The 15,848-nt window shown below is 35.1% G+C and carries 9 protein-coding genes; 1 reads left to right on the top strand and 8 read right to left on the bottom strand.

Annotated elements, in window-relative coordinates; all coding sequences use genetic code 11:
- Positions 1-68 precede the first annotated feature (68 nt).
- Together ACGK9U_RS05785 and ACGK9U_RS05780 are read right to left on the bottom strand one after the other, a co-directional pair.
- Positions 69-2,087, bottom strand: coding sequence for a T9SS type A sorting domain-containing protein (locus ACGK9U_RS05785; protein ID WP_394465419.1), 2,019 nt, complete (start codon positions 2,085-2,087; stop codon positions 69-71).
- A 170-nt stretch (positions 2,088-2,257) separates the two neighbouring features.
- Positions 2,258-2,425, bottom strand: coding sequence for a hypothetical protein (locus ACGK9U_RS05780; RefSeq protein WP_394465418.1), 168 nt, complete (start codon positions 2,423-2,425; stop codon positions 2,258-2,260).
- A gap of 213 nt (positions 2,426-2,638) precedes the next feature.
- On the opposite strand from ACGK9U_RS05780, the gene ACGK9U_RS05775 reads away from it, so the two are divergent.
- Entirely contained in the window at positions 2,639-6,082 is a 3,444-nt protein-coding gene (locus ACGK9U_RS05775; RefSeq protein WP_394465417.1) for a T9SS type A sorting domain-containing protein, read from the top strand.
- A gap of 67 nt (positions 6,083-6,149) precedes the next feature.
- Here ACGK9U_RS05775 and ACGK9U_RS05770 read toward each other — a convergent pair whose 3' ends face one another.
- The 6 genes from ACGK9U_RS05770 to ACGK9U_RS05745 all read right to left on the bottom strand — a co-directional run bounded on the left by ACGK9U_RS05770 (position 6,150) and on the right by ACGK9U_RS05745 (position 15,848).
- Positions 6,150-7,832: a sulfatase-like hydrolase/transferase gene (locus ACGK9U_RS05770; protein WP_394465416.1), complete on the bottom strand. Its 1,683-nt coding sequence runs from the start codon at positions 7,830-7,832 to the stop codon at positions 6,150-6,152.
- The gene (locus ACGK9U_RS05765; RefSeq protein WP_394465415.1) at positions 7,832-9,577 is read right to left on the bottom strand and encodes an endo-1,4-beta-xylanase; all 1,746 of its coding nucleotides are present in this window, start codon (positions 9,575-9,577) and stop codon (positions 7,832-7,834) included. The genes ACGK9U_RS05770 and ACGK9U_RS05765 overlap by 1 nt, the downstream gene beginning before the upstream one ends.
- A gap of 1 nt (position 9,578) precedes the next feature.
- Positions 9,579-11,000 (bottom strand): sulfatase, encoded by a 1,422-nt coding sequence (locus tag ACGK9U_RS05760; RefSeq protein WP_394465414.1) that lies wholly within the window; start codon positions 10,998-11,000, stop codon positions 9,579-9,581.
- Positions 11,001-12,479, bottom strand: coding sequence for a sulfatase (locus ACGK9U_RS05755; protein ID WP_394465413.1), 1,479 nt, complete (start codon positions 12,477-12,479; stop codon positions 11,001-11,003).
- A gap of 128 nt (positions 12,480-12,607) precedes the next feature.
- Positions 12,608-14,179, bottom strand: a complete 1,572-nt coding sequence (locus ACGK9U_RS05750) for a sulfatase (protein WP_394465412.1) — start codon at positions 14,177-14,179, stop codon at positions 12,608-12,610.
- Positions 14,166-15,848 carry a sulfatase gene (locus ACGK9U_RS05745; protein ID WP_394465411.1) on the bottom strand — a complete coding sequence of 561 codons (1,683 nt, stop codon included), beginning with the start codon at positions 15,846-15,848 and terminating at the stop codon, positions 14,166-14,168. The genes ACGK9U_RS05750 and ACGK9U_RS05745 overlap by 14 nt, the downstream gene beginning before the upstream one ends.

Raw genomic sequence — 15,848 nt, 5'->3', positions numbered from 1 at the left:
AATAGAAAAGTAAAAGACTAAAACCCAACAGTAAAATTTTAAATAATTTCATTTTTAAATTTAAAAACCTAGTGTTTAATAATTCTTTTGATTAGAATGCTATCTCTATTTTTGATTTTAACAATATATATTCCATTTAGTCCATTTAACTCTAAATTCATTTTAGAACTTGTAATTGCTGTATGTTGAACCAATCGACCTAAACTGTCAAAAACATCAATCTTTCCTGTTTTCAAATCTGGATTTTTAAAATTAAAGTTTAATCTAGAATTCGTCGGATTTGGATAAACAACAACTTCACTCTTATTAAAATCATTAATAGTTAAAGTTGAACCATCATTATATGAAATGATGAGTTGTGGGGCAGAATCACCTTCTTTACTGGATACGGTCATAAAACTACTGGCATTATTTAAAGCGAAACTAACTACTTTATCGCCTTGAATTTCTGAATTTACATAGGTGGTAACATCCATATCAAAATCACCGACTGCATCAAATTGGTAGGTTCCAATATTAGCACTTATAGCAGGTTGGTTATTCCATGTAATGGTACTTTCAAGCCAGGAATCATCTGCAACGCGATTTAAATCAACAGACCCTGTATTTGCCCCAGTGTTTCTAAGTCGAAGTACAGCAGACACCACATTGTCAATACTTGTTAAATCAAATTTTAAAAACGCTTGTCTTGTGGCATCTGTATTGGTGGTTTCCCTTAATTGCAAATTTGCGTTTGTTCCATAATTGTCATTTGCATAAGTTCCAATTCTTACATGAGCATCATGAACTGTAGAAAACGTTGTTGATACTATTGATGAAGAAGATAAATTTACACTGGTAATATTTGAGGCATTAGACTCATTGTAAGATCGATCTTTAGCCGTTACGTAATAGCTGTAATTTTGGTTTGAAACAGTATTATCTGTATAAGTATTTGTTCTTAAATCGGATGCAATCATGGTATAGGCACCTCCATTTTCAGAACGATAAATCGTGTAGGTATCGAATGCAGAATCTGTAGAAGAACCCCAATTCAATACGGCCTTCCCTGATTGATTTACGCCTACTAAATTAGTTAAGGCATCAGGAGCTGTATTGTCTATGGTTGTATAAAAATAGTCGTTTCTAAGAGTCATTGATCCTAGGTAAACTTCATATCCTGCTGAAATAGATTTTATCCAAAGATCATCTAAAGCTACTTTGTCATGCGCTAATTTTACTTCGTCTGAAGTGTCGGGTAAATCAATATATTGTATGTAATCCTTAGTACAATCAATAAATTTTTTTAAAGAGTGGTCAAAATACGGCATTTTAATATTGTCGTAAGGAATAAATTTAAGATGTACTTTATCAGATTTTGCACCAGAGTTTTCGGTGAAAAATTTATAACGTACAGCAAATTTATATAAAGTGCCCTCAATATAAATTTCGAAAAACTTCAAAGGTTTTAAATTGGTAACAGGGTCAATCCCTGTTTTTTCTCTAGCGAAATACCAATATTGATTACCGCTAGCATTTGCCTCGCTTTTATCAATAAAATCATCGTTTTCATACGAAACATTTTGTATTACTAAATCGTAATCTCTATAAGTAACATCGGGAGGATATGTTCCTGCGTTTGAAGCATTGTAACCTGGAATTGTAGCTGGGTTTTCCAAGTCAAAAATCACGTTAATAGTTGCCCACCACTTAGCTCCCGAACTGATATTTTCTTGAGATGTTTTCCAATTAAATCTAAGATTATCAGTTAAATCTTTAATTTGAATAGGCATACCGCATGCACTTTTGTTTCCAGCAGTATATACATTATTTGCCTTAAAACCACCCACAGTTCCGCTAGGGTAGCCATCAAATCCTGTAGTTCCGGGTTCATTTGTGTAGTCTATACTAAAGGCAGCTCCTAGCTCATCTACTTGAGACGGATCATAAGACATCGGTGAAGGCGTTGAATCGTTATATAGTGGATTTGATAACCCAAAGTTGTGATTAGGCTTAATTAAAGTGTTAAAACTTGTTACTGTGGTTTGCGCTGTAACAAAATTAATCGCAGTAAATAATGCAGTAATAAAAAAAGTATTTCTTTTCAAAATGATTTATTTAGTAATTGGTATCTACAAATTAACCTATTAAAAAAGAAAAGTATGGTATAATAACTATCAGAAAGGGTATAACCTGGTTTTGGTTTCCAGTAATATTTTGTTGGTAATCACTATGCAGAAGTTTTTTAAAATTTCAATAAACTCATTATCTAAAACTTTTAAACCGCCTCTAGGAGTGTGGTGAATGGTATTTTTTTTATGATGATATTGTTGCTTGTACTTACATATAAACCTCTAGTATCAATATAAGAAGGTCTATTTACACCTTCTTTTCTAAACCAAATATCTACATATTGGGCGCAGTAACGCTGTTTTCTGCATGCCATAAGTGTGAATTGTGTTCTACACTATAAATATAACTTGGATTGTAGCTTAGGTTTGATAACTGTTAGCTCAAAAATATAGTATAATATTAAACATAAAAGGATTGAAAATTGTCATAATAAGCCATGGTTAGACTTATAATGAACCATATCGGTTAGATAGAAGACTCTTCTATGTGTTTTTCCACGTATTTTTATATTATAACTAAATAAGCTATGAAACACATTTACTTTAAGAATCTTATTTTTCCGATTCTATGTTCATTATTTATATCCAATGCCATAGCGCAAATGGATTTAATGAATGCCATTCCTTCCAATTTAGCAACACATACAGCTATACAAAATGGATCTTGGTTTGACACAACAACATGGAACACTGGAACCATACCTGGTGAAGGGGCTATTGTTTATATTCCAAGCACTTTTACAATTGATTACGATGGTACTTCGGGTAACCATATTTTTGCTATTAGAGTGGATGGTAATTTTAACATTACCCAATCGAATTCAACCCAAACCACACGGTTAAAGTTCGATACTTTTTTCGCAACACACACTTCTTATGTTACCATTTTAGCAAATAATGCTTCTAACGGAAACATAATTATTAATATTGAGCCTTTTGATATTGAGGCGTATAAAGCGGGCACCAATATTTGGTCTATAAATGCCCAAAATCATTTTAGAGATGATGGTGTGGTTACACAAAAAACCAGAACGGGACAAGGTGATGATAGATACAATACTATTGAGGAAGCTAATAGTGGAAATTTTCAAATTATAGAATCTAACCCAACAACAATTAATGATGGTCCCGGTGTTTTAGGACGTTATAATTGGGATCCTAAACAACTAAGCTTAGGTATGGTTACCATGGGTCAATTAGAAATTATTGGTCAGGAAAAACTAAATATGGCAAAATTAGCAGCGGATGCTAATTCTGGACAAAATAAGATTGAATTAACTGAAATACCAACGGGATGGAAAGTAGGTGATCAAATCATTATTACTAGTGGAGGCAATGCATCTACATCAAATAATGGTGAAGATGAAGCTGTTATTCAAAGTATTTCGGGTACAACAATTGCTCTAAATTCTAATTTATCTAAAAACCATCATGGCAGACTTACTGAAGATTTACATTGCTATGTAGGTAACTTAACAAGAAATATTGTTTTTAAATCGCCCTTTACTTCTGTGGTTTCACAAAGAGGACACGTTATGGCGATGCATAATGATACCAATGTTCAGATAAAAAATGCTCAATTTTTAAGATTGGGGAGAACTGATAAATCAAAAATATTGGATGATTTTGTTTGGAACAATTGGTTAGATCCTGTTGTGTTCACCTCCAAAATATCTGCTTTAGGTCAAGAATGTGCTGAAATGCGTGCCATTCCTGTTGATGAAGTGACTAATCCAAGAGGGCGTTATTCTATTCACTTGCACAAACTAGGAACAGCATTTGGGGCTACTATGGCACAAGTAACCGGTAACGTGGTTTGGGATAATCCTGGTTGGGGCATTACACACCATGATTCCCATGCAAATGTATCTCAAAATGTGGTTTATAAAGTTATTGGAGGAGGTATAGTATCCGAAACAGGAAGCGAAACAGGAACATGGGATAATAACCTTATTGTTAACGTTGCAGCAGGACACAATACAGACCCATACACAGCGTCTTTATACCATGATGATTATTTGTTTTCAGGACAAGGACTGGCCATGAAAGGTCGTGCAGTACTTTGTAGAAATAATGTTATTGCCAATGCAATACAAGGTGTTGGTGTGATTAATATGAATAATTCTACTAACAATTTAGATAGATTGGACGCTCAAGCATTAGCAACAACAAGACCTGGTTATGAAGTGGATAATTTCCCATTAAGCCGAAATGGGTATAGTAAAGAAGGTGATGGCGTCATGCCTGTAGAAGCTGCTTTAATAATGGAAAACACAATAGTAATCGACTCGAATTTTGGTTTGCGCTCCATTGAACGTGATATGGGTGTAAACCATGAGTCTCGTTCTATTTTTGATGGATTTAAGGCGTGGGGCACTAAAACAGGAATTTCTATTACCTATCAAGCAGACTATTCATTTAAAGATGTTTATATTTCTGGTGATAACCCAAACAACGCAGTGGGTATTGATTTGTGGAAACATTCGCATAACCAGACCTTTGAAAACATTAAAATGGTAGACCTTGAATATGGTATAAGGGTAACTAAAACTGTTTTAAGTAACAATCAAGCTGCTAAAACCAGAAATAATGGCTTTACACCATGGATTTTTGTAGATTTAGAAACCGTTGGAGTTGGCGAACTCTATGAAATTTTAGTAGATAACCCGAGTGTAGATCCAAGTTTCATTTACACCGAGCATACAGACAATACCATTCATTTAAGTTCAAGTGATATCACTTCAAGACCAACAACCTTCACTATTTTAGACGATTCAACGTTAAAAGTCGATTATTCTGAAACCGGTGAAAATGCTTTGCGTTTTGAAGTTGATGGTGTTATTACTGACGATTTTGGAAGTTATGATATGGGAATTCAACAAGCATTAGCCCAAGGCGATTTGAGATATGGTTATCCAAAACGTATTTACCAGTTTGCTTCTCATGCTAAATTTCTAGAGTACCTTACTGAAAATGGCGTATATAAAGATGAAAATGATAATGACCAATTGTATTTTATCATCAAGGAATATTTACCTAACAGACGTACTTTTCAATATACCGAATTTCCTATACGTGTAAAGATTATGAACGCGCCTGCATCTGGTGTGTTTGCTAGTCCACAGGTAGAAAGTGCTATTGCACTTGCACCTAAAAACCAGATGATTAGCAGGTTGGCAACCGTGTCGCAAAGCAGTACAAGAACTGGAATAACCTATTCAGATGGTAATGCTGTAAGTGGCACTGCAACTATTGATTGCTCCGCTGAAAAAGCTATAGATGGTAACATTAATGGTCGTATAAACGCACAATATTACCAAAGAGGTTTATTGCCTGTTGGTAGTTTTTCCCAAACTCAATTTGAAAGTGAGTCTTATTATGATCTAGATTTTGGCGAAGAAAAAATCATAGATTATTTTGATATTTGGAGCACCGTAGAGCTCAATGGTACTGCTCTGGAAACTATCACAGACCAATTTAAAAACTTTTCGGTTTTTATTTCAGATACGCCATTCACCGGTACTACATTTGCGCAAACACAGGCTGAGGCAGATTACGAATATGTTAAAGACGGAGCACCAACACGAAAATTTTCTCAAAACAATTTAAATGCCGTTGGTCGTTATATGCGTATTCAATCTTATCATCCTTCTACTATAGAATTGCAACTTGCAGAAATAGAAGTGATTGGTCGTAAAAATGAAGGTACATTAAGTAATGATGAGCTTGCCGAAGAATCAATTAAAATATATCCAAACCCCACAAACGGTACTTTAAACTTAAATTTGAACAAAACATATACGCAAGTGAATATTGGCATTTATAATATTTTAGGACAAACCGTTTTATCTACTTATCACGATAAATTACAGGATACTGAACTTAAGTTAGCTGGTGAATCTGGAATATACTTTGTAGAAATTAAAGGTGAGAATAACCTAAATGTTGTGAAAAAAATTATTAAGAAATAAGTATTGGTCTTGACAATTAATGTCTTGTAGAGTTTAAAACTTTACAAGACATTAAACTATTTATAATTTAAATTTTCTGACTTGTTATTTCGCTTTCCTTATAACCAATACGTTGTGCCATAGTATAAACTGTTTTTCCTTTTTCTACTGAAAATGGCTTTGTGTAGAGTTTCCAACCACTATTAAAATCCAATGTTTCGTTTGGGTTGTCTGAAATGATATATGCGATAGACGCACCGTTTGTTTTGGTTGAAAGGGTTATCTTATCTCCTTTAGACGTTTCGACTGCGCTCAACGTGACAACATCTGTTGTTGGCTGTTCAAAATTTGGCCACATTTGATTGATAAGTTGTGCTTCAGGCATCATGCCGTAATCTATGTGCGTATCACGGAATTCCAATAAAGTCGCTCGCATACGTTTTCGAATTTTAGCAAATTCTGGATTGTTCGCCAAATTATGTAATCTATGTGGATCCTTTTTTATATCAAATAATTCGTCGGCTTCTTTGGTTTTGAACCAAGTAGATTGAACGTCATTTAATTTATTCTGATTACGAAGTTGAATCATTTCTTCCATCATGGGTACTTGCAAGCGGTATGAAACATCCTTGTACCACATTTTTTCTGGAAAATCATTAATCACATAAAGATATTGTTTATCGTAAACTGCACGAGAACGGTCAGTTATTTCATCAAAACGGTCTGATGTCCCAAAAACATAATCACGAGGCTTTGTATCTTTTTCACCCATAAAGGCTTTACCTTGTATATATTCTGGAATATCAACACCTGCAAGACTTAATACTGTAGGAGCTAAATCTACAAACGAAATTAAACGATCGGTATGCCCTTTTGTGCCTTTTAAATCTTTCACCATAAACGGAACATGTAATCCACTTTTATGGATGTCTCTTTTTTGTCTTGGTAATGGCCCACCATGATCACTGTAGAAAAAGATTATGGTATTATCATATAGTCCATCTTCTTTAAGTTGCCCAATAAGTTTTCCGACTTGTTTATCCAGTAATTCAATATTACTATAATTGCGAGCCACATCTGTACGGGACGTTTTTGTATCTTGAAAATAAGGTGGCAATGGCACACTGTCGGGATTGACTGTTAGAGGTAAATTACTATTTTTCCAAATTTTACTTTCGTGTGTTACATCAAAATTAAATACAGAAAAAAATGGCTGTCCTTTTGCTCGATTTCTCCAATGCGATTCATCACTATTTTGATCCCAAACCGTTACAGGAACTGCAAATTGATAGTCTGTTTTTTTATGGTTGGTTGTAAAATAACCTGCTTTACGCAAGTATTCCGGAAATGCTTTTACATACTCGGGAATAACGGCAGCATATTCAATAATGGGATTGCCTTCTATATCGACTATGTCAGTTTCTTTGTCATAGTTTCGGGTTCCCCAAGATTGAATGTCTTTTCCAGTACGCATGTGCATGGTTCCCAAACTTGTTGGATACATGCCGGTTACAATGGAGGAGCGACTTGGTGCACAAACACCCACAACCGAATAGGCGTTCTCATAAACCATACTTTCTTTGGCTAAAGCATCTAAATTGGGAGTTTTAGCTGTATGGTCTCCGTAAAAGGATAGGGTAGGACTGATGTCTTCACAAACAATCCAAAGGATGTTAGGCTGTTGTTTTTTGGTTGCAATTTCTTTCTTTCTAACCTGAGAATTGCAGGATAAACATAGGAATCCTAGCAAAACGATTAATAAATGCTTCATTATAATTCGATTTTTATAGTCCCTTGTTGTCTTGGTTTTAATTGAAACGTGCCTGTTACAAGCCTTCCTTCGTCTACTAATGAAAATTGATATTCACCAAAAAAACCGTTACCAGTTATAAGCCCTTCAGTAGTTGTTTCTAAGTTCAAATTTGTATTCCAATCGCCATCAACTAAAGAAAAATAGGCTTTACCCATAGCTCCAATATCGCCGTTAGGTTTATAGATATCTACTTTTTTCTTGGCATTTTCTGTATATCCCCAGAATAGAAATTCGCTAACATTTGGGTGTGAAAATGCAGCAATCATAAAATCCCGAGTGTACTGCTCTCTAATTTCAGGTTCTTGAATGTCCATGGTAAATTCTGAAATACTAATTTGTTTGCCAAGTGTAGCATAAAATGCTAAAATCTCAAGGACACGTTCTGGCGGTGTTAAATCGCTACCAATATGGCTTTGTATACCAATACCTTGTACCGAACCATCTGTGTTTTCATCGATACGTTTTATGAAATCGTAATACCATTGTTGCTTTTGGGTGTCCAATCCGCCTTTGCTTATAATACCGTATTCGTTGGTAAAACGTCTCGCTTTGGGTTCTAAAGCTTTTGCTAGCCTAAAACCTTCATATAGAATATCTTCCGATCCTGTAATGGTTTGCAAATCAGTATTGGTGTAGGCTTCGTTAACCACATCCCAATTTGAAATAGTTCCTTTTGTAGTGGTTAATACATCTGTAACATGCTGTTTTATCAGCGTTTTTACCATTTCAGGGTTGTTTTTATTGGCTTCAATTTCGGGTATTAAATATCTAAATCCTGGCCAAATTAAAACATGCCCTTTAACATTTATGTTATCTTTTTTTAATTGCGCAATGGCGTCAATTGTTTTTTGTTTTCCTTTTGGGGTGCTCCAACTTTTAATTTTTAAATCATTTTCAAAAACAGCCAGATTAAACGACTTTTTAAAGTTTTTATATTTGAAATTATCTTCAACCACATCGTCTGCATTTAGTGCCGCTCCAAACGGAAAATCATGTTTTACCAACTTAATGTTCATGGTTTTGTTTGCTAATGGCACACCATTTTTTACGAATTGAACCTCAAAATTCCCTTTTCTTATGGCTTCAATGCGTTTGTTGGCTTCAATACGCCATTTGGCATCGGCTTCCATACCTTTATATGTGATTTCGGTTTTTGGTAGCTCGCTTAATTTTGTGCCTTCAGGAAAACTTTCAAAATGAATATCTTTTAATAGAAATGACTGTTCCCTAAACCCAAATTGCATAACGATTCCCAAATCACTTTTCTTAACGTATCGGTTGGTTTCAAACGGGATGTAATAGGTTTGCCAGTTACTTGAAAAGGTTTGTGTAGATTCTATATTTCCTTGGTAATTGTCCAATTGTTTGAAAATAAATAAGGCTTTGGCTTCACCAGTTTCTAAACTTGAAGTAACCGTTTTTGCTTTGAACGACAATAAGAACACGCGCCCTTTGGCGTAATTGTCTTTTTCAACGGGAAAGTTGGCCGATAAGTTGTAAATAAACTTGGGTTCGGAATCTGTTTTGAACAATAACTGAGTTTTTCCAGCTTCATCCTCACTTTTTTCAATACTGCCTAATTCAGATTTTTTAGTGATGAATTTTAAGCGTTCTTCAATAATCAAATCTTTGCCTTGAGGCTTAATTTGCGCCAAGGTTATGTTGGAAATTAAAAACAGGAGTATGTAAAAAAGCTTTTTCATTTTAAAATGTAGATTTCCAATTATTGAGTTTATTAAGGAGTTCCGAGGTTAATTCAGGCATTTTTTTTGATAGATTATTGGTTTCTGAAGGGTCTTCGGCTATGTTGTACAGTTCGGTTCTGCCTTCATTATACCAGTTAATCAGTTTATAATTACCTTTTCTTATGGCAGACGATTTGGTATCGCCAGTATTGGTTGGACGTGCTTTTGATGAATGCCAAAACAGGGTTCTTTCATCCCATTTTTCGTTGTTATTTAGAACGGGTAGAAAGCTTTTTCCATCGGTGTTCAATGACTTTTTTGTAGTTATATCCAATAGAGTAGGAAAAACATCCATAAGCATTACCAACGATTGGTTTTCTGCTTTGGGTTGAAAATGGTTTTTCCATTTTACAAATAGAGGTACTTTAATACCGCCATCGTACAACCAACCTTTTCCTGCTCGAAGCGGAAAGTTTGAAGTAGCCAAATCTCTTTTATTGGTACCATCATTGGATAATCCACCGTGGTCTGATGAAAAAACAACAATGGTGTTATCATCAATATGCAAATCCTTCAATAATTGCATCAACTTGCCAACGTTTTCATCCATAGTTTCCACCATGGCTGCATATTTGGGATGATTTTGACGCATTTTGGTTCGTCCAGTTCCTTCATTAATGTATTCTGGTTGATTTCCGAAGTCAAAATTATTGATTTCTTCTTCGTTGCGTTTGATGTCTTTTTCCTTGGCCTCTAAAGGTTGATGCACGGCATAAAATGAAAACATGGCCATAAATGGTTTGCTCTTATCTACATTTACAATGTATTTCGCCACATTATCGGTCATCACATCCATAAGATAATCACCTTCTTTACTCACAGCATCTACATCTGGAATTGGTGATTTTTCAGATTCTCCATTGCCTCGCTTTGCAACATTGAAAGGATAGAGAAAACTTATTGGAGACCCTGCATGACCAGCAGCAAAACTAAAATCGTATCCAAAATCCTTCAAGCTGTTTTCATCACCTAAATGCCATTTGCCAAAATAGGCAGTTTGATAGCCTGCAGCTTTGATGTTTTTTACAAAATTTTTAGTGTCTGGAACTTGGTTCATTTCAAACCCATCATCTGGAACATCGCCATTTTGAATGGGGTAATTTCCCGTCATCATTGCATAACGGGAAGGCACACAACGCGGATAATTTGCATACGCATTATTGAAAACAACCGATTCTTTTGAAAGGGCATCAATATTTGGGGTTTGATAGATTCTAGATCCATTGACACTTAAATCATGATAACCCAAATCATCAACATGAATGATAAGGATATTAGGAAGATTTTCAGAAGCATTATTTGTGGTATGTGAAACTTGGTGAGTTTTACATCCAAAACATAATGATGCTAAAAGTGAAATGGTTAAAACTTGAAATTTCATTTAGTTGTTCTTTTTCTTGCCTTTAATTTTAACATTCGTATCATCACCATCTTCGTTGTCATCATTATTTTTTCCTTTGTTTTTCCCAACGTTAAGCCTTGAAGGAACGAAGTATTCTTTCTTCCAGTTTTTTAGAAGAGTAAGCATTTCTTTGGTTTTTGCAGGTTCTTTGGTTGAAAGATCGTTTTCTTCACTTATATCTTTCTTCAAGTTATATAGCTCAATTTTATTAGTATCCAAAAATTGAATCAATTTATAATCTCCAGAACGCACTACGGCAGCTTTGGAATCGCCAGTACTGTGTGGTCTGGCTTTTTTTGAAACCCAAAATACTGTTCTGTCTTTCCAATTGTCTTTGCCTTCCAAAACGGCTTTATAACTTTTGCCATCAATACCTTCAATCTTTTTGTTTATTGAAAGATCTAAAAGCGTAGGGAATATATCCATTCCTAAAACAATCGATTCGTTATCTGCTCTCGGTTTTAATTTATCTGCCCATTTAATGAAAAGAGGCACACGAATACCACCTTCATATAAATGCCCTTTTCCTGCTTTTAATGGGAAATTGGTAGTTGCTAAATGGCGTTCATTTTTATTGCCATCGTTTGAAAGACCACCATGATCTGAAGAAAACACAATAATGGTATTTTTATCAATACCCATATCTTTTAAGGTTTGAAGTAATCTTCCAACGTTTTCATCTACATTTTCAACCATACCAGCGTAAGCGGCATCGTCTTGACGCATTTTTCGTCTGCCTTCGCCTTCTTTAATATATTCAGGCGTATTGCCAAAATCGATGGACTTCAACTGTTTTTTATTACGCGCTTCATCTTCTGGTTTTGCTTCAATAGGCGTGTGTACGGCGTAAAACGCTAATACAGCCATGAAAGGTTGATCTTTTGGGTTGTTTTTTATGAATTTAATAGTGGCATTGGTCAATAAATCGGAAGCATAATCACCTTCTTTACCGGTTTTTTCTAATTCAGGAACAACTTCTTTGGCTGGCCTCCCTTTGATATCATAATTAAAAGGGTAGAATCTACTACCTAAACCTCCAGCTCTTCCTGCTGCATAAGAATGCTTAAAGCCAAAAGGTTGTGGGTCGCTATCTCCTTCGCCTAAATGCCATTTACCTACGTACAAGGTGTTGTAGCCAGCATTATTAAATTGCTTCACGAAGTTTTTATCTTCAGGAATAGCACCTAAATGCCCTTTATCTTCGTTTACAGGATAAGTACCCGTCATCATACCATAGCGTGACGGTGTACAACGTGGATAACTGCTATAGGCGTTGTTGAATGACACAGATTCGCTTGCCAATTTATCAATATTGGGCGTGTTGTAAAGTTGCGAACCTGTAAAACTTAAATCGTGATACCCTAAATCATCGGTATGAATGATTAAGATATTTGGTTTTGTTTGTGCCAATGCAATGATTGACATACAAAAGAAAAAAAGAAAGGTGTATTTTTTCATATGAAGATGATATTTGTTTTTTAAGTTTTATTTAGACTGCATTTACTGCTTACTGTTTAATTCAATAATTGAGCCAAAAAAAGTGATGATTTTTAAGCCATCACTTTTTACCATAGTCACCAAATAAATCACTTAGTTAAGTGCGATTTTAGTTTGCTTTTTAATTGCATTACCACTGGTTTATATGCTGGGTCTTTTACTAAGTTTTTAGTTTCAAGCGGGTCTTTTTCGTAGTCGTACAACTCAAGGCCAACAATGTTATCATCTTTATAAGGCTTGAAAGTTCTATACTCGTTATCATGCCATTCTACATATCGGTAACGGTCGGTTCTTATACCGTAACCCATGCGTTTTTGACGTGCATATTGGTGGTAGGCGTAGTCCACATCAATAGTAGTTGAAGGATCGGTATCCAATAATGGTGCTAAAGATTTTCCATCTGTTTGCGTGCTTTGAGGCACACCAACTAAATCGAAAACTGTTGGGAATAGATCAACCAAATTCACAGGGTTGTTTACCAGTTTGTTTTTTGCTACGCCTGGTCCTGCGAACATAAAAGGAATGTGGGTTGCTTGTTCAAAGTTTGAGTGCTTACACCATTCGGTATGGTCGCCTAAATGAAATCCATGATCGCCCCAAAGAACAATAACTGTTTTATCGGCAATATTTCTTTTTTCCAATTCATCTAACAATTTACCTAGTTGCGCATCGATATAAGATATACAAGCCATGTATCCGTGAATCAATTCACGTTGCTTAGCTTCAGGTAATTTATCCCCAATATCCATATTGTTATCAATGTCTGAATAGGCTCTTAACTCTCCAAAATTATGATAGGCAAATCTTGGGGTTCCTTCTGCCATTTGTTGGAACTTTGCGATTTCAATTTTATTTCTATCGTACAAATCCCAGTATTTTTTAGGAGCTACAAATGGTAAATGAGGTTTTTGATAACCAACACCTAAAAACCAAGGTTTGTTTCTAGATTCCAAATCGGCTATTTGTTTTAAGGCCGTTTGCGTGTAAATACCATCTTGATAGGCTTCGTCAGAAACATCGGCACTTTCTGTACTTGGTTTTAACTTATTGAAAGCATATACGCGTTGTTTTCCATTTTGTTTGATTCCTTTTGCCTCGGCCTCTTTCATTAAATCATCATACTGCTTTTTTGTTGCAGGGTCTTGGTAATAAGAAAAAGCAGGTTCGCCATATTTTGGATCGTAATTTTCTGGTAATTCATGCGGAATACTCCAGCTTTTTCCATCGTGCCCTGGTGCAGATGACCCTTTATGGTATATTTTCCCAACGGCGGTAGTCTCATAACCTTGGGAAATTAAATACTCTGGCATTGATATTAAATTTGGCGCCGATTCTCTAAAATCAGTATGTAAATCCCAAACTTTGGTTCTATCGGGGTCAGTTCCTGTCATAACACTGGCGCGTGATGGACCACAAACCGCATATTGCACATGGGCATTGGTGAAAGTGACTCCCATTTTTGCCAATCTATCAAAATTAGGCGTTATCATTTCTGAATGCCCGTAGTTTGATAATAAAGGTTTTAAATCATCAACGGCGATGAACAGAATGTTCTTTTGATTTGAATTGGAAGAAACATTTGTACTTCCATTTTTTTGTTGTGCTTTACACGTGAATAAAGCAAAACTCAATGCTATAACAAGAAATTTATTTGCTTTCATTGTTTGTTTTTCTATTTGTTATTATGTCTTGAACTGAAGTTTCTTCATCTTCTCTGTCTATAATGGAACCAAAATTCGTATCTGTAATGCTTCTAAAATCTTGAAGTGATTTATCGTTTTCGTACTTCTTCATCAATTCTTTTAATTCAGCTTTTAAATTTGAAACAACACTGGCATATTGCGGGTCGTTTATGATGTTGTTCATTTGTTGTGGATCTTTCTCTAAATCATACAATTCCCAAACATCTATATTATAATAAAAATGAGCTAAAGTGTATTTTTGGGTTCTGATACCATAATGCGGTTGTACATGATGCCAATAAGGAAACTCGTAGTAATGATAATACATCCCCTTTTGCCAATTTTTAGAGGTATAACCAATTAAGTTGCGTTTAAAACTCTCTCCCTGCATTTTGTGTTCCGTTTTTATATTCGCCAAATCGAGTAGGGTAGGAGCAAAATCTATGTTGGTAATGATGTCTTCATTCACACTACCAGGTTTTACAAATTTTGGATATTTTACAAGAAAAGGCATTCTTAGTGACTCTTCGTATATAAAACGTTTATCGAAAAATCCGTGGTCTCCTAAATAAAATCCTTGATCTGAAGTTAATACAATAATCGTGTTATCTGTTAATCCATTTTTATCTAAATAATCCAATACACGACCAACATTATCATCAACCGATTTTACACAAGCCAAATAATCTTTAATATAGGTTTGGTAACGCCATTTTCTACCTTCTTCATTGCTCATACCTTCTGGTTGAACAATTTCATCTGGTCTAGCGCCATAAAATGCCCAAGCAATTTTTTCCTTACCTTTTAAATTAGCAGGTTCTTCAAGCTTCATATCGCGACGCGAGAAATAATCCATGGTCATTTCGGTATCTCCAGCTGTTAGTTCACGACCTTTGTAATCGTCGTTAAAGGTAGCAGGATAAGGCATTTCAATATCCTCCCAAAGTTTTTCATATTTGGTATCTGGTTCCCAAGGTCTATGAGGCGCTTTGTATTGTAAAACCATCATAAATGGTTCTTTTTTATCACGTTGTTTGTCTAACCATGTTAAGGCGAAATCTGTACTCAAGTTTGTTGAATAGCCTTTTTCAACTTTATCTACACCATTTTCATTAAAAACAGGATCCCAATAATGACCTTGTTGTCCAGCGGAATTGTGATATTTAAACATATCGAACCCTTTAGGTTCTGTTCCTAAATGCCATTTCCCAAATAAACTGGTTTGGTAGCCATTTTTTTGAAATTCTTGAGGAAATGTCCATCGTGTTTCGTCAAACTGACCGCCTCTTTCATTTTTATAGAAACCATTTTTGTTACTGTAATCGCCAGTTAAAATAGCAGCTCTACTGGGACCACAAATAGCATTTGTACATAATACATCTTGAAATAACATACCCTCTTTAGCTATTCTGTCAATGTTTGGTGTAGGCGCAATATCTTTATAAATACCACCATAAGCACTTATAGCTTGCGTGGTTAAATCATCAGCCATAATGTAAATGATGTTGGGCTTTTGTGCAGCCAAGGAATCTTCTAGTACACCTAAATCGCTCGTTTTTTTACTATTACCACAAGAGATGATGCCTAGTAATAAAAACGCACCTGATACAAGAAAAGTGAATCGGAGGATTGAATTATTTTTCTTCAT

Source organism: Mariniflexile sp. HNIBRBA6329 (assembly GCF_043558645.1).
In the GTDB taxonomy this organism is placed as follows: domain Bacteria; phylum Bacteroidota; class Bacteroidia; order Flavobacteriales; family Flavobacteriaceae; genus Mariniflexile.
The sequence above is the reverse complement of the archived record's forward strand: the minus strand, read 5'-3'. Positions and strand labels throughout refer to the sequence as shown.